Annotated in this window: 18 protein-coding genes and 1 pseudogene; 12 read left to right on the top strand and 7 right to left on the bottom strand. The window is 67.3% G+C overall.

Features of this window, described 5'->3' with window-relative positions; translation table 11 throughout:
• Positions 1-135 precede the first annotated feature (135 nt).
• The 6 genes from O9271_RS12270 to O9271_RS12245 all read left to right on the top strand — a co-directional run bounded on the left by O9271_RS12270 (position 136) and on the right by O9271_RS12245 (position 5,469).
• Positions 136-1,389 (top strand): porin, encoded by a 1,254-nt coding sequence (locus O9271_RS12270; protein WP_298270059.1) that lies wholly within the window; start codon positions 136-138, stop codon positions 1,387-1,389.
• 72 nt (positions 1,390-1,461) lie between these two features.
• Positions 1,462-1,851: a hypothetical protein gene (locus O9271_RS12265; RefSeq protein ID WP_298270056.1), complete on the top strand. Its 390-nt coding sequence runs from the start codon at positions 1,462-1,464 to the stop codon at positions 1,849-1,851.
• On the top strand, positions 1,826-2,317 hold the full coding sequence (locus tag O9271_RS12260; RefSeq protein WP_298270054.1) for a hypothetical protein: 492 nt from the start codon (positions 1,826-1,828) through the stop codon (positions 2,315-2,317). The genes O9271_RS12265 and O9271_RS12260 overlap by 26 nt, the downstream gene beginning before the upstream one ends.
• A complete protein-coding gene (locus O9271_RS12255) occupies positions 2,314-2,838 on the top strand; it encodes a GNAT family N-acetyltransferase (protein WP_298270051.1) in 525 nt (174 codons plus the stop codon). The genes O9271_RS12260 and O9271_RS12255 overlap by 4 nt, the downstream gene beginning before the upstream one ends.
• Positions 2,839-2,933: 95 nt before the next feature.
• Positions 2,934-3,794: a subclass B3 metallo-beta-lactamase gene (gene bla, locus O9271_RS12250; RefSeq protein ID WP_298270049.1), complete on the top strand. Its 861-nt coding sequence runs from the start codon at positions 2,934-2,936 to the stop codon at positions 3,792-3,794.
• 22 nt (positions 3,795-3,816) lie between these two features.
• Entirely contained in the window at positions 3,817-5,469 is a 1,653-nt protein-coding gene (locus O9271_RS12245) for a M28 family peptidase (protein ID WP_298270046.1), read from the top strand.
• Positions 5,470-5,488: 19 nt separating this feature from the next.
• Here the strand turns inward: O9271_RS12245 and O9271_RS12240 are convergent, their stop codons facing one another.
• Positions 5,489-6,157, bottom strand: coding sequence for a cyclase family protein (locus O9271_RS12240; protein WP_298270044.1), 669 nt, complete (start codon positions 6,155-6,157; stop codon positions 5,489-5,491).
• On the bottom strand, positions 6,157-7,563 hold the full coding sequence (locus O9271_RS12235; RefSeq protein ID WP_298270041.1) for a M24 family metallopeptidase: 1,407 nt from the start codon (positions 7,561-7,563) through the stop codon (positions 6,157-6,159). The genes O9271_RS12240 and O9271_RS12235 overlap by 1 nt, the downstream gene beginning before the upstream one ends.
• 62 nt (positions 7,564-7,625) lie before the next feature.
• Here O9271_RS12235 and O9271_RS12230 point away from each other — a divergent pair.
• From O9271_RS12230 to O9271_RS12205, 6 genes and pseudogenes are all read left to right on the top strand, one after another.
• A pseudogene (locus O9271_RS12230) lies at positions 7,626-7,757 on the top strand (cysteine synthase B); the annotation flags it as partial.
• A 171-nt stretch (positions 7,758-7,928) separates the two neighbouring features.
• Positions 7,929-8,381, top strand: coding sequence for a hypothetical protein (locus O9271_RS12225; RefSeq protein ID WP_298270037.1), 453 nt, complete (start codon positions 7,929-7,931; stop codon positions 8,379-8,381).
• Positions 8,382-8,386: 5 nt separating this feature from the next.
• Complete coding sequence (locus O9271_RS12220; protein ID WP_298270035.1) at positions 8,387-9,577, top strand: MFS transporter; 1,191 nt, start codon at positions 8,387-8,389, stop codon at positions 9,575-9,577.
• Positions 9,577-10,320 carry a hypothetical protein gene (locus O9271_RS12215; protein WP_298270032.1) on the top strand — a complete coding sequence of 248 codons (744 nt, stop codon included), beginning with the start codon at positions 9,577-9,579 and terminating at the stop codon, positions 10,318-10,320. The genes O9271_RS12220 and O9271_RS12215 overlap by 1 nt, the downstream gene beginning before the upstream one ends.
• Before the next feature lie 125 nt (positions 10,321-10,445).
• Positions 10,446-10,862, top strand: coding sequence for a hypothetical protein (locus O9271_RS12210; protein ID WP_298270030.1), 417 nt, complete (start codon positions 10,446-10,448; stop codon positions 10,860-10,862).
• A 257-nt stretch (positions 10,863-11,119) separates the two neighbouring features.
• Entirely contained in the window at positions 11,120-12,331 is a 1,212-nt protein-coding gene (locus tag O9271_RS12205; RefSeq protein ID WP_298270027.1) for a hypothetical protein, read from the top strand.
• Positions 12,332-12,630: 299 nt separating this feature from the next.
• Here the strand turns inward: O9271_RS12205 and O9271_RS12200 are convergent, their stop codons facing one another.
• The 5 genes from O9271_RS12200 to O9271_RS12180 all read right to left on the bottom strand — a co-directional run bounded on the left by O9271_RS12200 (position 12,631) and on the right by O9271_RS12180 (position 19,514).
• Complete coding sequence (locus tag O9271_RS12200; RefSeq protein WP_298270025.1) at positions 12,631-12,795, bottom strand: hypothetical protein; 165 nt, start codon at positions 12,793-12,795, stop codon at positions 12,631-12,633.
• A 723-nt stretch (positions 12,796-13,518) separates the two neighbouring features.
• Entirely contained in the window at positions 13,519-13,992 is a 474-nt protein-coding gene (locus O9271_RS12195; RefSeq protein WP_298270023.1) for a hypothetical protein, read from the bottom strand.
• Between the two features lie 1,020 nt (positions 13,993-15,012).
• Positions 15,013-15,462, bottom strand: coding sequence for a hypothetical protein (locus O9271_RS12190; protein ID WP_298270021.1), 450 nt, complete (start codon positions 15,460-15,462; stop codon positions 15,013-15,015).
• Between the two features lie 570 nt (positions 15,463-16,032).
• Positions 16,033-17,544, bottom strand: coding sequence for an aminopeptidase P N-terminal domain-containing protein (locus O9271_RS12185; RefSeq protein WP_298270019.1), 1,512 nt, complete (start codon positions 17,542-17,544; stop codon positions 16,033-16,035).
• A gap of 518 nt (positions 17,545-18,062) precedes the next feature.
• On the bottom strand, positions 18,063-19,514 hold the full coding sequence (locus tag O9271_RS12180) for a nitronate monooxygenase (protein ID WP_298270017.1): 1,452 nt from the start codon (positions 19,512-19,514) through the stop codon (positions 18,063-18,065).
• Between the last annotated feature and the right edge of the window lie 92 nt (positions 19,515-19,606).

Below are 19,606 nucleotides of genomic sequence, written 5' to 3'. Positions count from 1 at the left end.
AATCAGAGGGGTTGCCGCGTCGCGGTAACCCCTCTGTAACGACTGTAACCGTCCTGTCACGGCCAGCGGTGACATGTAACAGACAGAGTAGACTCCGCGGTCCGCATCGTTACCGACGCGTTCCCGAGTCTTTACATGCCGCTGTCTCAGGCGTTTCGCCATATTCCGTTATCAGGGCTGTCGCTCCTGCTGTTGGCAGTCGCGCTGCTCCAGCCGCAGCGTGTCGCCGCGCAGGGGGCCCCGCCTCCGGCGCCCACCGCAGCCCCCGTCCAGAAGCCGGTGCCCTGGTACGAGTCCTTCCGCATTCGGGGCTACGGGCAGATCCGGTACAACCGCCTGCTCGAAAGCAACCCGCAGTTCCAGTGTGAGCAGTGTGACCGCAGCTGGGGAGACCTGGGCGGCTTCTTCATTCGTCGCGCGCGCCTGATCGTGCAGGGGCAGATTCACCCGCAGGTGTTCATTTACCTGCAGCCGGACTTCGCCAGCGCGGTGGGCACCAGCGGCAACGTGGCCCAGCTGCGGGACTGGTACGTGGACCTTGGCGTAGACAAGGACAACGCGTTCCGGTTTCGGGTGGGGCAGAGCAAGGTGCCCTACAGCTACGAGAACATGCAGAGCAGCTCCAACCGACTCCCGCTCGATCGTGCCGACGCGACCAACAGCGCGCACGCCAACGAGCGGGATCTGGGGCTCTTCTTCATGTGGGCCCCCAAGACTGCCCGTGCGCGCTACGCCGAGCTGGCCACTGGTACCGGCAAGGGGAGCGGGGACTACGGCGTGTTCGCCGTGGGCGCGTTCAACGGCCAGACGGCCAATCGCGCCGATGCGAACAACAACCAGACGTTGGTGGCTCGCCTGTCGTATCCGTTCAAGATCGGCAATCAGTTGGTGGAGCCGGGCATTGCCGGCTACCGGGGACAGTATACCGTGACCGCCGAGCAGCGGAGCGCCGGCGTGAAGGGGCGCCGCGACTGGACCTACGCCGACGAGCGCGCCCTCGTGCAACTCAACATTGCTCCACGTCCGTTGGGCCTGCTCGCGGAGTACAACGTGGGGCGGGGGCCGGAATACAATCCGGCGCGCGACAGCATCGAGACCCAGGCGCTGCGCGGCGGGTTCGTGACGGCCACGTATCAGCTGAAGCGTGGGACGCAGATCTTCTTCCCGTTCGTGCGCTATCAGGTGTACGACGGCGGCAAGAAGCACGAGCGCGATGCACGCAGCCACACGGTGAACGACGTGGAGTTCGGCGTGGAGTGGCAGCCCAATCCGAAGTTCGAGCTGGTGACCGAGTGGTATCAGGGCAACCGCCGCTTCGAAGACAAGCTGCGGCCCAGCTGGGAGCAGCGCGGGCGCCTGCTCCGAATCCAGGCGCAGTTCAACTACTGAACGTGGCCGCCGATCTCCCCGGCGGGTAGCTTGATGTGAGCCTGCGGGTTCGCTCACGCCAGGGGAGGAACGATGAACAGTGGGGCGGTGATCTTCGCGGCCAATGTAGACCGCGTGGCGCGATTCTACGAGGTGCTGCTGCTCATGTCGCCGGTGCACGTCGACACGGGGCTACGCGTCATCGCCTCGGATCGGACGGAACTCGTCATCCACCAGGTCCCGCCGCACATCCTGCCGCCGGTCCCCGAGGGCACGGTGCCCACCCCGCGGGAGGACACGGCCATCAAGCCGTTCTTCGTGGTGCCCAGCCTGGCCGCCGCGCGCGAGATGGCGCCGCTGCTGGGTGGGTACCTGTTTCCGCGTGAGCGTGAGTTCAGCGCGCGGCGGTTCCGTGCCTGCAACGCCTGCGACCCCGAAGGCAACGTGGTGCAGTTTCGTGAACTCCTCCTCCCTCCTACCTGACGCCTCCTCCGTGCCGCTCAAGGACTACGCCGACCATCACGACGCCGATCTGGCGCTCAAGTTGTACGACCTCCGCCGCGAAGCGGTCATGCGCGAGTCGCGCACCGCGCTGGTGAGCAAGTTCCTCCCCGCGAGTTGGGACGATGTGCTGGCGGTGACGAAGCCCGATCATCCGCTCAATGCGGCCTTCCGTCAGTGCGCCACCTACTGGGAAATGGCCTATGCCATGGCCCGCCACGGGGTGATGCACGGCGAGTTTCTCATGGAAAGCAGTGGTGAGGGGCTGCTGCTCTTCACGCGAATCGAACCATGGCTCGAGCAGTACCGTCAGCATGTGGGCAACCCGCTGGCCTTCCGCAATGCGGAGTGGGTGGCCAAGGAAACCGAGCTTGGTCGGCAGATCGCCGAGCGGTTCCGGAAGCGCGTCCGGGCGCACCTCGACGCCGCCAAGGCCGCCACATCGTGACCGACCCTCGCGGAGTCGTGCTCGAAACAGCTCGACTGCGGCTCCGCGAGTTCACCTACGACGACGCGGACTTCCTCGTCGCGCTGCTCAACGACGACGACTTCCGGCGCAACATCGGCGACCGTGGAGTGCGCAGTGCCGCCGACGCGCGACGGTATCTCGACGAGGGGCCGCTCACCGCGTACGTGGCGTTCGGGTACGGACTGTGGTGTGTGGAGGAGCGTGACGGTGGCCGCGCGATCGGTATCTGCGGGCTGCTGCGCCGCGACACGTTGCCGCACCCCGACGTCGGCTATGCCCTGCTGCCGTCGGCCAGGGGGCGTGGGTACGCGCAGGAAGCCGTAACCGGCGTGCTCGCTCATGCCCGCACCACGCTCGGTCTTCCGCGCGTGGTGGCCATCGTCTCCCCGGGCAATGTCGAGTCGGCTCGCGTCCTCGACGCCGTGGGCTATCATCCGAGTACGCTGGTCGTGGCCGCCCCCGGCGCCGACGCCGTGTGGCTGTACGTTCCCCGCAGCTGATCCCTCCCGTTTCTCGCGCACTCATGGCGAACGTCTTTCCCCCACCCGGGTCATCCCTCCGGCCGTGTGGTCTCGGCTGGTTGTCGGTTCTGGCCGTGACGGCCTTCCTTGCATCGGCCGAGGTGGCCGGCGCCCAGCAGGAACCGGTGGTCCCGCCCACGCCCAACTGCAGCAGCTGCGCCGAGTGGAACCGCCCGCACGCCCCACTGCGGCTCTTCGGCAATACGTACTACGTGGGCACGGACGGGCTGTCGGCGTTGCTCGTGACGTCGCCCGATGGCCACGTGCTGGTGGACGGTGCGCTTCCCGAGTCGGCGCCCCTCATTCGCCGCAACATCGAAGCGCTGGGTTTCTCGGTGAGCGACATCAAGCTCATCGTCAACTCGCACGCGCACTTCGATCATGCCGGCGGCATCGCCATGCTGGCCCGGCTGAGCGGAGCCACGGTGGCGGCGAGTGCGGCGAGCGCACGATGGCTGCAGGCCGGGAGCAGCTTCGCCGACGATCCGCAGTATGGCATTCACCTGCTCATGCCGCCGGTGCCGCGCGTGCGCGTCCTGCGTGATGGCGAGGTGGTGCGCGTGGGTGCGCTCGCGCTCACCGCGCACTTCACCGGCGGGCATACCCCCGGTGGCACCACGTGGAGCTGGCGCTCGTGTGAGGGCGACGTCTGTCGCGACCTGGTGTATGCCGACAGCCAGACGCCCATCTCCGCCGACGGCTTCCGCTTCACGGCCAACCGCACGTTTCCGGGCGCCGTGGCCGCGTTTCGGCAGGGACATGCGCTGCTCGAGCGCCTCGCCTGCGACATTCTCATTACGCCGCATCCGTCGGCGTCCGACCTCTTCGGCCGCGCCGAGCGTGGCGCGCTGGTCGATGGCGCCGCCTGCCGTCGTCTCGCCGCCACGGCGCGCGAGGCGCTCGAGGCCCGCTTGGCGCGCGAACGAGCCAACTGACATCGATGACCGACCGGAACCCATGGCCACTCTCATGAGGAACGCCTCCATGCGCCTGCTGCACCACTGCCGCCACATCGTGGTCACCCTGCTGGTGAGTGCCGCGGTGCTCGCTCCCTCGCCGGTGGCGTCACAGGCGGCACCCGCTCCGCCTCCCCAGGCGCCGCCAGCCGGCTCCGCCGCCGAAGCGTGGTGGCGACATGTGCAGGTGCTGGCGCACGACTCGCTCAAGGGGCGTGACACCGGCTCCCCCGGGCACGAGAGCGCGGTGCGCTACATCGCGCGCCAGTTCGAAGCCGCCGGACTCAAACCGGGTGGTACCGACGGCTGGTTGCAGCGCGTGGATTTCGTGGAAGTGAAGCTCGACGCCGAGCGCGTGACGCTGGCCATGCGCGCTGCCACAGGCAGCTGGGCCCCGCTGGCGGTTGGGCGTGACCTGCGGTTGTCCCCGCGCCCCTCCACGGGCGACATCGAAGCCCCGCTGGTGTTCGCCGGCTACGGCCTGTCGCTGCCGCAGGCGGGGGTGGACGACCTCGCCGGCTTGGACGTGAAGGGGAAGATCGTGGTGCATGTGAACGCGGTGCCGAAGGGCCTCTCCGCACCGCTGCAGGCGCACGGTACGCGATCGCGGTGGACCGCCATGCAGCAGGCCGGCGCGGTGGGGATCATTGCCATTGGTGCGGGTGGTGTGTGGAACGACGCGGGCGGTGCCGGCGGGGTGGCGGTAGCACTGGCCGACACCATGCTCGACGACACGCGCGGGCAGCGTCTCAATGCCACGGCCAATCCCGCACTCGCGAGCCGCCTGTTTGTCGGCACGGCGCTGTCGTGGGACAGCATCGTGGCCCTGGTGCGGCGCGGCGACAAGCTGCCCACGGCCGCGCTCAACGTGTCGCTACGCGCCACGCTCCCCACCGTACGGCGGACGTTGTCGTCACCCAATGTGGTGGGCGTACTGCCGGGGACCGACGCCACGCTGCGCAACGAGATCGTGGTGTACACCGCGCACACCGATCACACCGGTACCTTCAAGGGGCCGGTGCTCACCGGTGACAGCATCTTCAATGGGGCCATGGACAACGCGAGCGGTGCGGCAACGCTCATCGAAACGGCCCGACTGGTGGCGAAGCGCGGCGGCAACAAGCGTACGCTGGCGTTCGTGGGGGTGACCGCCGAGGAGAAGGGGTTGCTGGGGTCGCGCTACTTCGCGGCGCATCCGTCGCTGCGCGACGGCACCGTGGTGGCGAACCTCAACACCGACATGTTCCTGCCGCTCATTCCGCTGTCGGGCGTGTTCGCGTACGGCTACGAAGAGTCGGATCTGGCCGACGACCTCGACGCGGTGACGAAGGCACGCGGGCTCGCGGTACTCCCCGATCCGGAGCCCGAGCAAAATCGCTTCGTGCGCAGCGATCAGTACAGCTTCATCCGGCGCGGCATTCCGGCGCTGGCCTTCAAGGTGGGCTATCGCACCGGCACGCCCGAGGAGAAGACGTGGCAGGCGTGGGTGCGCGATCACTACCACAAGCTCAGTGACGACATCACGCAGCCGGTGAACTTTTCCACCGCGGCCGGCTTCAACGAGATGTACGCCGACCTTGCGATTCGCGTGGCCAACCGGGCGAAGCGGCCGGCGTGGCGCCCGAACAGCTTCTTCGCGGCGCCTGTGCCCTGACGCCCGGTGTGCGCGTGCGCTATGGCAGCGTCGCGTACGCGCGCACGGGGAACGTGCCAATGCCCACCAGCTTGGGCGGCACGGCGCTGAAAGAGAACGGTCCGTCGGGCAGTGGCGCGAGGCCGGTGAGGTGCTCCGCGATGAGGATCTCCTCACGCAGCAGGATGGAGTGCACGGGGCGGGCGCCGCCGTCGGTGCAGTCGATGTTCATGGAGTCGATGCCCACCAGCACCGCCCCCGCATCGCGCAGCCATTCGGCCGCGTCGGCGGTGAGATACGGGTGCCCCTCGAAGTACTGATCGGTTTGCCAGTGCGCATCCCACCCGGTGTGCACCAGCACCGCCTTGCCGCGCACCTCGTGCGAGGCGAACCACGCGGCGGTGATGGCGCGCCCGCTTCTGCCATGCGCCGCCGTGGCACGCACGACTACGGCGGGCACCTCCACGAAGCGCTCGAGCGGCATGGCCGCCGTGTCGCGTCCCTCGGCATAGCGGTGAAACGGACAATCGATGTAGGTGCCCGTATTCCCCACGAGTTCCACCTTGCCGATGTGGAACTCGGTGCCCTCGTCATAGAAGGCGCGTGACGCCTCGCGACTGAGAAAATCACAGATCACCGGCGCCGGCAGTCCCTTGTAGTAGACGTTACCGTGCGCGATGGCGTGGCTCAGGTCGACGTACCGCGGCATCAGCGAATGAGGTAGAACTGCTCCTGACGCGGCCGGAAGAACACGAAGCCCTCGTCGGTGAGATGCGCGTCGTCTTCGAACATCACGAACAGCTTCTTGCCGCCCCACTCGGGAATGGGCGTGGCGGTATTGAGCTCGATGCTGATGTACGACCCCGGGCGGAGGCGCGAGTTCTGCGCCGTGGTGTCGCTGCGCAGCGCACTGCGGAAATCGATGGACGCGCCCAGGCCGTGCCCCTGCGCGCCAATGGGGTGCGAATAGATCATGGCCTCGATGCCGCGTTCCTTCATCTCGGCCATGGTGGCGTTGAACACGGCGCCACCCGTGCGCCCCGGGCGGGCGTGCCGCTTCATGAGCGCGTCCTGCAGCGTGTTGGAATTCGCCATGGCCTGCCTGATCCCGGCCGGCACCGTCTTCTCCCCCGGCTTGAGCACATAGGCCATCTTCTGCCAGTCGGTGTCGAAGCCCATGTAGCTGATGCCGAAGTCGATGTGCACCACATCGCCGCGTTCGATCACGGTGCCCTCGGGCGCCACCGCGAGGAAGCCGCGCGAGGTGGCCACATCACCGCTGGCGCGCTGCACGCGCAGGTCGGGCTGGAACCACGTGCGCACACCGGCGGCCCAGAGCATGTCGAACAGCGCGCGGCGCACGTCGCCTACGGTCGTCTTGCCGGGCGTGATCACGTCGTTGGAGAGCGCCCGCTTCACGATGGCTTCCGTCACGGCCACCGCGGTGCGGTAGTGCTCCATTTCCTCCGGAATGCGCGTGTCGAGGTACTCCTGCGTGAGCTCGCCGGCGCTCATGAAGGTCTTTTCTGCCTCCGGGCCCAGCGTTTCCGCCAGGAAGCGATAGCTGTCGTGCCCCAGGGAGCGCGTCTGGCCGCGCGTGCCGCGAATGCCCAGCCCCACGGTCTTCGGTTGGTACTTGGCGTACAGGTCGCGCAGCGTCGCCGCGGGCGGGCGCGGCTCGGTGAACGGGGCATCGAAGAAGCGCGCGAGGTTTTCCTCGGTGTAGCCGGTGATGGCGTACTTCCTGAGCCCTTCGGCGCCGGCGTCGATGAAGACGAAGAAGTCCCGATTGCCGGTGTACGGACGCGGCGGCGCCACGTACTGCGCCAGCGGGTCGTCGTGGAACTCCTCGTTCACCACGATCCACATGCCAACGCCGTGGCGGCGCATCATGGGGAGCAGCATCTCGTGCCGCTTCGTGAGCCACTGTTCGCGTATGGCGATCTGCTGGGACCACGGAAGCAGCTGGTCGGCCTCGGGGACACGCATGGCCGCCGTCGACCGCTTTGGTGCCGGCGCCGCGTTGACCCGTGTGCGTGTGCGCGCGTCCTGCGCCGACGCGGTGCCCGCAGGCAGCAGTGCCAGCAGGGCGAGAGTGAGGAGTGAACGGTGCATCGGCAGCAGGGTTCTGGGGGGGAAGGCAGCGTGGACGCGCGGTAGCGAAGCGCGCTCACAATTCTACCGTGCCTGCCGGGGGCGCGTGCGTGATTGCCCTGCGCGTGGCCGCCGACGTGCGCAACGCCACGATCGTGTTCACCGGGTGCGATCGCGGCGACCGGTACCTGAGTACGGGGATCTTTCCGGGGTGAGACGGATACCGGTCAGCTGGAGCGAGAGGGGCGGGGGATGGGAGATAAGGGGGCGGGGGGCAGGAAGAAGGGGTCAGGTATGCTGGGGGCGTGGACCCGGCGGGCGGCTTGGCGAGGCGGGGGCGGACGTCTAGAATCTTGATTCCCCAGTTCCCAGCCACCCCCTGTTCAATGACCGTGGAAACGCCGCTGGCGCCGCCAACGTGGTCGTTGCGCCGCTTGTACATCGTCTCGGCCGCCGAAGTGGAACAGCTGGCCGATGTGCTCATCGACTGCGTCGATGGCGGCGCATCGGTGAGCTTCATGGCGCCGCTGTCCCGCGAGCATGCGCTGTCGTTCTGGCGCATGGTGGCCGAGGATGTGGCCGACGGCGATCGGGCGCTCATCGTGGCCGACGATGCCGAGCATGTGGGGCGTGAAGCGGGCAAGTCGCTGCTGGTGCTGGACACCATCACGGGCAGTGACGCCGACCGGCTCTACGAGCGTGAAGGATGGGTGCGCGTGGGCGAGGTGCCCGACTACGCGTACATGCCGCATGGCGAACTGCGCGGTACCACGTTCTTCTACCGCCGTATCACGTCGGCGCATCACGGCGAGTACCGCCCCGGCGACGCGGTCCCGTAGCGCGCATGGACACGCGACGCCTGACGCGTGCCCGCTGGGCCACGCGCGCGCAGTTCCTGCACCTCGGCGTCATCGCGGGGCTCTTTGGCGCACATGTACCGTCGCTCGCCGCGCGCTATGCGTTGAACGAACAGCGCATCGCGCTCACGCTGCTCGCAGCGACTGCAGGCTCGGTGACGATGCTGCTGCTGGCGGGGCGCATCATTGGGCGCGTGGGGGCGCGGGCCACGTCGGTGGGCGCCGGCTGGCTCTTTGTGCTGTCGCTGATGCTGCTGCTGCAATTGCCCAGCCCGTGGCTCGTCTTCGTGGTCATGTTCCTCTACGGTGCCGGGCAGAGCCTGTACGACATTGCCATCAACGCCGAAGGCTCCATGCTGGAGCTGCTGGGGCAGCGTGCCGTGATGAGCGGTTTCCACGCCATGTTCAGCGTGGGTGCCATGCTGGGCGCCGGGGCGGCGTCGCTCTTCTTTCGCAGCGGCGTTTCCCCGGCCACCCAGCTGCTGGTGGTAGGGCTCGGCGTGGTGGTGTCCATGACGGTGGCGGCGCAGGGGATGCTCGAAGTGCATCCACCGGCTGATGCCGACAGCGCGCACTTTGCCTGGCCGCGCGGGCTGCTGCTCACCATTGGGCTGCTGATATTGGCGGGGATGCTGGCCGAGGGGGTGATGTACAACTGGAGCGTGCTGTACGTGCAGCAGGAGCTGGGGGCGCTGCCGCAGCGTGCCGCGCTGGCGTACGTGGCGTTCTCCGGGGCCACCGCGGCCATGCGCTTTGCCGGCGACTGGGTGCGGGCGCGGGTTGCCGAGCGTACGGTGCTGGTGGCCGGTGCCGTGCTGTCGATGAGCGCCATGGCGGCGACGTTGTTGGCGCATGATGCGACGGTGGCCATGGTGGGGTTCGCCCTCGTGGGTGTGGGGCTCGCTACCGTGGTGCCCATTCTGTACAACGCCGCCACCCGGGTGCCAGGCGTGAGCCGTGCGGCGGGAATCGCGTCGGCGTCGAGCATTGGCTACGTGGGGTTCATGATCGGTCCGCCGCTGGTGGGCGCCATCGCGCACGCCAGCAACCTGTCGTGGGCGCTGTGCACCCTCATTGCGGCGTGTCTCGCACTGATGCTGGGGGCGGGGCGCATTCCCCTGGCCACGGGCCGGGCGGCATCGGCGGCATCGGCGGCATCGGTGCGAGCGGCGTCGTGATGGCGTCGGGGCAAACGGCGCGCGCGTTGCCGCAGCCGGTGGTGGTGTCGTGGAGTGGGGGCAAGGACAGCACGCTCATGCTGGAGCGGCTGCTGCATGACGAGCGCGTGGAGGTGCGGGCGCTGCTCACGACCGTGTCCACGGTGTACGACCGCGTGAGCATTCATGGAGTGCGGCGCTCGATTCTGCGCGCGCAGGCTGCGTCGCTGGGGCTGCCGCTCTTCGAGGTGGCGCTGGGTGCGCACGCCTCGAACGAGGATTATGAGGCCGCGTTTGCCCGCGGGGTGCAGCATCTCGAGGCGGCGTATCCCGACACGCGGTGCCTGGCGTTCGGGGATCTGTTCCTGGAGGATGTGCGCGCGTACCGCGAGGCCATGCTGGCGCGGCTTGGTTGGCGCGGCCTGTATCCGCTGTGGGGCGAGGAGACCGGCGCGCTGGCCCGGTACTTCGTGCAGCGCGGGTACGAGGCCACGCTCACCTGCGTGGACACGCAGCAGCTGGACGGCGCGTTTGCGGGGCGCCGCTACGACGACGCGTTGCTCGACGCGCTGCCCGCCACGGTCGATCCCTGCGGCGAGCGCGGGGAGTTCCATACCTGCGTGACCGGCGGCCCCATCTTCGATCATCCGATCGCCGTGGCCACCGGGGAGCGGGTGCTGCGCGATGAGCGGTTCCAGTACTGCGATCTGGTGGAAGTTCCGCCGGGGCCGGCGGGGCGCGCGGCATCCGGGGCGGGGGCGTAGCCAGCCGGATCATTCGGTCGCGTGCCGGGGCCGGGGAAGGCGCGTACGGCGCCCCGTCGCTATGGTTCACGGACGCAGTGCATCGTCCAACGGTCGCCATTCCCATGCAGCTCGATCAGCTCGACATGTCCGCCTCTCAGTCCGCCCCCGCCAGCCTGACGCCGCTGCAGACCGCCGGCCTCGCGGCGGCGCTCGGCGTGGTCGCCTACGCCATCATCGATGCCACCCCCTGGTTTACGGCGCAGGGCATTCCGCAGGGGGCCGTCCAGTTCCTGTGGCTGCTCTTCGTGATGGTGGGCTCGGGGCTGTGCGGCTGGCTCAATACCGACCGCGCGTGGCGCTGGGCTACCGTGCTGCTGACGGTGCAGCCGCTGGTCATGCTGGGCATCACGCTGGTGCGCGGCGAGCCCGACGATTCGCCGGCCACCATTCCGGCCAAGACGTCGGTGTTCATCGCCAGCGTGTTCGTGGCCACCGTGAGCCCGTTCGCGCTCATCGCGGCCGGGGCCATGGCGTCGAAGCGCCGGAACGAGAGTCGGTAAGGCGGGTTCGCGGGGTCGGCTCTCCGGCATCGCTGTCAGGGAATGCCTCGTGGGCGGGTGCCGCTGATTCGGTAGACTCCCGTATCCGGCACGCCAAGATGCCGACTCCCCTCCGACGCCCGCTGTTCGTCATGCCTGTCCGCTGGTCTATCGCCCGTCTGCGAACGGTTCGTGTGCCTGTTTTTCTGGCATGTGCCGCTATGGTGGCGCTGGCAAGTCGTTCTACTGACGCCTTCAGCGCGCAAGCGGCGCCCGCCGTGAGATCACGCGCCGACACCGTCGTGACCCGCGATCCCATCGCGCGGCTGCAGGCGCGCCTCGACGCCGGGGCGGTGACCCTCACCCACGACCGTGTGCTGGGGTACCTGCCGGCGCTGCTCAGGGCGCTCGACATCCCGGTGTCGTCGCAGGTGCTCGTCTTTTCGCGCACCAGCCTCCAGACCGATCGCATCGCGCCCTGGTCGCCGCGCGCGCTCTACTTCAACGACGACGTGTACGTGGGCTACGTGCTGGAGAGCCCGTTCCTCGAGATCGGCAGCGTGGACCCGGCCAAGGGCGGCGTGTTCTATACGCTGCCACAGGAGCCACGGCCGCGGGCCGCCTTCCAGCGGGAAGCCACCACCTGCCTCATGTGCCATTCGTCCAGGAGCGCGACGGGCGGGGTGCCGGGGTTCATGGTCCTCAGCAGCGTGGCCGACCGGCATGGCTATCCCATCACCGGAGTGCACGAGGGGTCCACCAGCGACGTCACGCCGGTGGCGCAGCGCTTCGGCGGTTACTACGTGACCGGCACCGGCCCCCACGCCGGCAATGTGTACGCGCCGCTGCTGGGGCACGAGGTGCACGACAAGCCGGCCTTCCGCGCCAGGTTCCGGCTGCAGTTCGAGCGGGCCGACAGCAACGCCCGCACGTCGCTGGCCGGGCTCTTCGACACCACGGCGTATCTGCATGGGCAGAGCGATGTGGTGGCGCTCATGGTGCTCACGCACCAGACGGTCGTGCACAATCTCATCATGGCGGTGCACGAGGCGGCGCGCGAAGCCATTGTGGAGGCGGCCATTGGCGCCGTGCGCACCGACAGCCTGCAGGCGCCGGTCACGCCGCGCCTGCGCGGCGCGGTGGACAACCTGACGCGGGCGCTGCTCTTCGTGAAGGAAGCGCGGCTCACGGCGCCGCTGCGCGGGACCACGAGCTTTGCGCAGGACTTTGCGCGGCGTGGGGTGCGCGACCGCGCGGGGCGGTCGCTGCGCGATTTCGATCTCGCGCAGCGGCTGTTCAGGTATCCCGCCAGCTTCCTGATCTATTCCGAGGCGTTCGACGCGCTGCCGCGCATGGCGCGGAGGGCGGTGTACGCGCGCATGGCCGACCTGCTCGAGGGGCGCGAACCGAGCGACCTGACGGCGGCCGAGCGACAGGCGGTGACGGAGATCCTGCGGGAGACCAAGCCGGAGTTCGTGACGCTGCGCTGACGTCAGTTCACACCTCCGTCTGTCGGTTTCCCGTGTCAGCGGCCGGCGAAGATCCTGACGAACGGATACCGTGCACCGCCGAACATTCGTCGCGGACTTCTCATCGGGGGCAGTGGACGAATGTGACGGGCGCCTGCGACGCGTGCGGGCTGGAGAGCGAGTTCGCGTTGGTGGGAGAGAACCGGGCCTCGTGCCTGGTGTGCGGCACGACGCGGCCGTGGGCGGAGATGCTGCAGGGGCGAGGTGGGTTCCGGTCGGGGTCGGAGTCGGGGTCGGGGGGAAACGCGTCCTCACGGAGATCACCGAGGTGGTGGAGGTGCAGGAGAACTGCTGCGCCGCATCACGGCTGAATCGCCCGCCGCGCGAATGCTCATCCCCGGCTTGCTGTTGCGCTCGGCCGCCTTCTGCGCGTTGAGCACCAGCTGATAAATGGCGCGCTGGTCGGCCGTATACGTGCCGCTCACGGGGAATCGCCGGAGTATCAGTCGACGGTGATTCTGTCTGAGAGGATCGTATGCTGCACGAATTGCCCTCCACCCTTGTCGATCGTCCGCGTAACGGCTTTCAATGTCCATATTGAGCTGTACTGATGATACTCGCCGCGTACCGTACAACGACCACGCGTGCAATCAATCGCCCGGACCACGATTTTCCCTTCGGCGGCCGCGGAGTCCGATGTACACGGCACCAGTGTCCGACCAGCGAATGGTCCCAAAGGATCGCGTAGTCTGTGTACAAGTGCAGCCGTCAGCGGGCTTGCGCCGTCACATACGCCGATACCCAGCTTCCCTCGACTTATGGCACTGAGCTCGAGGCTGACAGCAACGACCGCCTCCGCCCTTGTCTGCGTCGAAGCGCTATCGCGTGATGCGGTGGTGTCCGACAGCTGCAAAGGTTTGTCGCCAACGGGCGGTCCTTCACTCGCTGGGTCCGCTGAGAAGCACGCCGTGAACAATACGAGAAAGACAGCGAAAGACGAGGCCCCAGCGGAGTGGCGGCGCCATCGCCGCAACCATCGCGTTCCGGCAAGACCCAGTGCACTTGGAAGGAACATCATCCCTCTCTGTTCCAACAATACGAGAAAAGCCTCACGTCCATGCAGCCATCCAGACGAGATCTACGGCGAGACGCAAGCACTCGCCCGCCCCTGTTGGAGGTTCTACGCAGCCAGGATCACAGTCCAGGGCTTAGTCGACGGTCATCATCCCCGAAAGTGTGAGTCGCAGAACCGAGTGCCGGCCGGTGCGGCCAAGACTGTAGGTCTCCGCATCAAATTGCCAATTGGCGCTGCCCCTGAAAAACCGCCCCGAGACGTTGCACTTCCCCGCGGCGCAGGTGGATGCCGTGACCCACACCTTGCCGAAGCGCGGCACAATGTCGGACCTGCACGGCAGCAACCGCGGCAGCATGGCGAAGTGCCCACGTTGAAGGCTGTCGCGAATCTCTGCAGTGGCTACTCCAGCCTCTTCGCACACACTGAGGTCGTAATCTGCACCGGAAAGATCGATGAAGCTTCGCAGCACCGCCAGAATCGACTGAGCCTTGTGCGACCCCGTGGGACCCGTGTCGGCTTTGGATACAATCGAAGTTGGACTGACGCCAGCGGACGCGCCCGGTTCTCCGCGCTGCTTTTCATTCGCACTGCAGCCGATGGCTGACATCAGGAGCAAGCGAGTGATCCATGTCTTTGTGCCAGACTTCATCAGTTAGGGCCTCACGTCAAATCGAGTAGGCTACAGAGTCATCGACGAGAACTAACGTGTCGCCGTTTGGGAGGATAACGGGTCGCTTGCACATAATCAGACCACTGACTGGCCGCCACAGTGAACGACTCAAGCGTGGGGGCCACTGAAGGTGCCCTCCAGGCTCGAGCTCACTGTCGCGATTGGCGCAGGAAAACGCACGTTCACTTTGAGGTGGAATCCTGGTTGGCCGACACGGAATCATGGCGACTCGGCCGGCGCGATCGCACCGCAGTTCGATATCACTTTACGCAGATACTCGATCCTGATGGATAAATGACTTTGGTGTACACCCACGGATCAGCATCTTGCCAGTGAGGGTCGCTTGATGAGTGCGGCGTTCGCCCCGCTAGATGAAAGCCTTCGTGTAGAAGCGTGCTCAGCAGCATTCGACGACTAGGTGCAGAGCTTGGAGTGGATATTGTGCGCTGCGTAATAGCGATGGTTCAACATGTACGGTGTCCCTGTATGTCGTTGCGTAATGGTGACTGCCATCGCTAAGCGGACCATCAAACGCTCCTCGGAAAACTCGACCCTCCTGGAATTCTCGAGTGAAGGCGCCAAATGCCTGCTCACACGCTGCACGAGCCACTGGGTTCTGGATCTCGCTGTAGGGGCGAAGGTATTGCGTGATCGAGACAAGGAGAAGAGAGTCCGCACCCGTCAGGGGGACGTAGCAACGCACTCGAAGGTCCGACGGGTCACACGGCACGTGCGCACACGACACGCTTTGTGCCGTCTGCGGACGACGAACGGATGGTGGCTGCGGGGTGCCGAGGCAGATCGGAAGCAGCGCGAGCGATACCGTAGCGCTCTTCGGCACGCCGTTCACCTTGGCGGTCCCTGAGAACTGCACGTTGCTGTTCACCTGAAAGGCGCACGCGCTGGGCTCACAGACGCCCTGCACAGCACCCAGAGTCGGTGAGAAGGCCAGAGCAGTTACCGGACGACCAGCGGTTCCGACATCCCGATCACGCCTACGGTATCGCCGCTATTCACCCACCCAGGAAGCACGACCAGATGCAGAACCAGCGGGACAGGCTGCACGTCCGCCGCTGCCTGCTCCACAAACGTGTTCGTCCCCACCCGCGCGCGTACGTGCATGCGCCCTCTGCCGCCCGCCACGATGGTACACCTTGGCGAACTGATGGAACAGGCGGGCGACGAGGAAACGCCGAGCGAGTCCTGCCAGAGCCACGAGCGTACCGTGACAGGGCGGCCGTCGGTCGACGAGGCGGTGAAGGTCACGCTGTCGCCCTCGGCGATCTCACCAACAGGGGGAGCGAGCTGCAGAGTGCGTCGATGCGGGACCAGTTCTACCACCTGGAAGCCCGAATACGCGAAGCAGTCAGGATACCCAGCGAAGCCGCAGTTGGGGCCCGTATCCATGGAATTGAGGCGTCGGATCTGGCCGTTGCTACCCTCCACGATGAACGTGGTGTCGAAGGGGGAACGGGACGGCGACGAGCCGAGGTTGGTGGTGTTGCACGTGCAAACACCAAGGTCGGCTCCGCGAATGCCCCCGGCATTGCCATGTACGCGAATCCTCCTCGGTTTCCAGGAGGAGGCGTCTGAACGCGGCCATAGCCGGGTGCGGTCGGCGATACAGGATCTTCGCCGGAGCAGAGTGGAGCGCAGATCGAGAGAACTCCATCGGCGCTCGCTTCAATTGGTTCGCTGACATGCCTCGACGACCCGTCGCAGCCGAACGTCAACACGGCAGATCGGAGCGCGATAGGCAACACACCGGCCAGCCGAGGCCGGCGAAACAATGGAGCAGAAATGGTGAATACTCCAATTGGCGGTCAGTACACTCCAGCAATCATGCCAGCGTGCCTGTGGAGACCGGCAACGTCAATGCGTAACAGGATGAAACGCTGTCCTACCGTTGTGAACGGGCAGTTGGTAAGGCTCGACCACCCGTCGCGCTCACGCTGCCTGCCGGCTGATCACCCATCATCACGGCTGAATCGCCCGCCGCCGCTTCATGAGCGCCTCGATCTCGTCGATCTCGCGCGGGACCAGCGAAATGCGCTCCAGCCCCTTCTCGGTGATGAGGTAGTCGTCTTCGATGCGCACGCCGGTGTTCTCGTACTGCTTTACCTTGGCCAGTACCTTGGCCTTGAACTGCCGGTTGCGCGGGGTGTCGGGGAGCACGTCGAGCGCCCGCGTGCTCACATACACGCCGGGTTCGATCGTGAACGCGTCGCCTTCGGCGAACCGTCCGCCATTCTGATCGCCCTGCAACGGGTCGTGCACCGCCAGCCCGATGCCGTGCGAAATACCGTGAATCATCCACAAGTTCGCCTGCTTGCACGACGCGGGGTTGGCGGTGCAGTCCACGCGCCAGGGCGGATCGTACATGGCGTCCTCACTCTCGATGAGCCCCAGCGCCGCCAGCCCCTTCGTGCGTACGGCCACCGCGCTGTCGGCCGCCGCGCGAATGCTCATCCCCGGCTTGCTGTTGCGCTCGGCCGCCTTCTGCGCGTCGAGCACCAGCTGGTAAATGGCGCGCTGGTCGGCCGTGTACGTGCCGCTCACGGGGATGGTGCGCGTGACGTCGGCGGCGTAGCCGCGGTACTCCGCGCCGGCGTCCATCACCACCAGATCGCCCGGCTTTACCGGGTCCATGTCCTTCATGTAGTGCAGCGTCGTGCCGTTGTACCCCGACCCCACGATGGAGCCGTACGCCGGACGCTCGGCGCCACGCCTGGTGAATTCGTACTCCAGCGCCGCGCGCAGTTCGTACTCGTGCTGCGGGTTGGCCGTGAGCATGGCGGCGCGGTGCCCTTCACTGGAGACCTCCACGGCCCGGCGAATGAGCGCGAGCTCGGCCGCCGATTTGCGCGCGCGCACCGCCAGCACGTGCGGCATGGCGCTGCGCACGGTAAGCTGCGGATGCTTGCGCGCGAGCGCCTTCACCGCCTCCTGACCACGCGTGAGCGTGTCGACGCGCGAGAAGTCCATGGTCTCCACATCGGGGATGTGGTAGAACGGTAGCCCCGTGGCCACCAGCGAATCGAGCACTCCCCAGATGGCGTCGTACGAGCGCGCCGGCAGCCCCGTGCGCGGCACGCTGTTGGTGGAGTCGGTGCGCTGGCCATAGTAGAACGCCGTGCGCGGGTCGAGCTTGGTGAGGAACAGCGTGGTGCTGGGCACCTTGTCGCGCACCACCATCACGAAGGCGTGATCGGGTTCGTTGAGCTCGGTGAGGTACCGGAACGCCGCGAGCTGATAGAAGGTGCTGAAGTCATGCACCAGCGCGCGTCCGCCGAATGCCACCACCACGCCGTTGCCGATGCGCTGGGCGAACGCGCTGCGACGGGCGTCCAATTCCGCGCGCGTGATGGCCGTGTCGGACTGCGCGGTCGCCGTTGCGGGAACGACGGCCGCCGCCACGACGGGCGAGGCCATGAGCAGACTGGTGCCGGTGGCGGCGCGCAGGGCGCGACGAAACAATGCAGGACGCATGAGAACGTGGAGATGGGGTGACACACGGCCATGACCGCGCCGAGTCGACTCTCTAAGCTACCCCGCCGCCGCACGGAGGCTACGCCGGTGTTGCGGGTGATGAATCCGACCTCCGAACGCGGTGTCCCGCCTCCGACGTCGGGCACTCATCCGGCCTCGGACGTCCGATGGTCGGACACTCGGATGTCGGACGTCGGAAGTCGGATGGATGCCGGAGGTCCGATGCCGGACACGGCGTTCGGACGTCGGAGGTCGGAGGGTCGTGCGGCGCGATGGTGCGCGCAGAGCGAGTCCGATTCCTCAACTGAGGTCGGGGGTCGGCGTCTGGGTCGGGGGTAACGCGCCCTCACGGAGATCACGGAGGTGGTGGAGGAACGTGGAGAACTGCAAAAGCAAAAGAGCACTGCACGACGCATCATGCCGTTCTCCGTGCCCTCCACCACCTCGGTGATCTCCGTGGCCAGGCGTTGGGCTCACCGCTCCCCGCGCTGACCTCTCACCGTCTCACCGCCCCCCGCTCACACCCGCGCCGGAATGCCGCTCCCGATCCACTCGATGACGTCGGCGGCGGCGTAGCGGCCGTCCTTCGCCAGCTGCGCCAGCGACGCGATGTCGTCGCCGCTGGTGACGATGGGCGGCTCGGCCACGTGGTCGCGTTCCTGCGCCAGGCCGATGTCGGCCAGCAGTCCGTTGCAGAGGCAGCGGCGCCCCTCGGTGTCGGCCACCGTGCCCCCCTTCTTCACATACGTGTCGATGGGTTCGGCGGCGCAGCGGTAGTGAATGCGGCCATCCTCGCGCTTCACGGCTTCGCGCAGGTAGCCCAGGTCGCAGATGCGCTCGCGCTTGGCGCCGAGTGCCTGATGTTTTTGCAGCTGCACGAGCTTGAACGGGTAGCCGGTGGGCGACGCGCGCGGGTCGGTGCGCACGGACGCCGTACCGTCGGCCACGCCGCGCAGCACGTCGGCCTTTACCTCCGGGGCAAGCCCCGACTCGTCGCAGAACGCGAAGACCGTGCCCACCTGCACGCCGGCGGCGCCCGATTCGAGCGCCTGACACAACCCCTCGGGGGTGCCCATGCCACCGGCCAGCCAGAAGGGAAGCCCGAGCTCCTGCATCTTGGTCAGGTCCACCACGTCGCGCTCGCCGTAGATGGGCTGTCCCGTCTCGTCGAGCTGCAGTGCCCCGCGCGGCGGCGCGTTGTGGCCACCGGCGGTGGGGCCTTCGACCACGAAACCGTCTACCCGGCCGTTCGACTTGCGGGCCAGGGTGGCGGCCAGCGACGCCGCCGACACAATCGGGAAGAAGTCGGGGCGCCGCAGGGGCGCCGTGGGGAGCATGCCGTCGGGCCAAACGTCGGCCGGATCGAAGGCGAGCCACTGCGATTCGTCACGGGCCAGCCCCTCCACATCGAACTTCATGGTGGCCTTGCCGTGCATCGCGAGCGCGTCGAGGGCGCCGGGGATTTCGCGCGGAATGCCGGCCCCCATGATGACTGTGGCCACCCCGGCGAGCATGGCGCCGTACAGCGTGGGCAGGTTGGGCATCTGCACCTTGGTGAGCAGGTTCATGCCCACGGCGTGGTCATGCCCCTCGCGCGCCAGCCACGTTTCCACGAACGCCGCGGCCACCGTGACGCGCTGCCGGGCCGTGGTGACCACCTGCCGGTACATGGGCAGCAGCTCGTACGACTGCCCCGCCGGGCGCCCTTCGGGGAGGAAGTAGCGGCGCAGCAGATCGTCGGCCACCCCCGGAATGGGGAAGTGCGCGAGGGCGCGCCGCATGTGCCCGCCCGGATCGCCGTCCTGCAGCCGTCGCACGAGCACCGTATCAATGACGGTTCCGGAAACCACGCCCAGGTGCCCCAGCCGCGACACGGCATTGGCGAGCCGCCAGTTGGAGACGCCGATGCCCATGCCTCCCTGAATGATGCGTGGGCGCGACGGGGCTGACGTGGGCAGTTCGGTTGCCATGGCGAGGAGGGCTGAAGAAACTCGGCGCGCACCGACGGACCGCGGTCGGTGGTAGGCGAGTCCCCTGCGATGCGGGTGCACGATCACGCGGG

Source organism: Gemmatimonas sp., from assembly GCF_027531815.1.
Taxonomy (GTDB): domain Bacteria; phylum Gemmatimonadota; class Gemmatimonadetes; order Gemmatimonadales; family Gemmatimonadaceae; genus Gemmatimonas.
The sequence above is the reverse complement of the archived record's forward strand: the minus strand, read 5'-3'. Positions and strand labels throughout refer to the sequence as shown.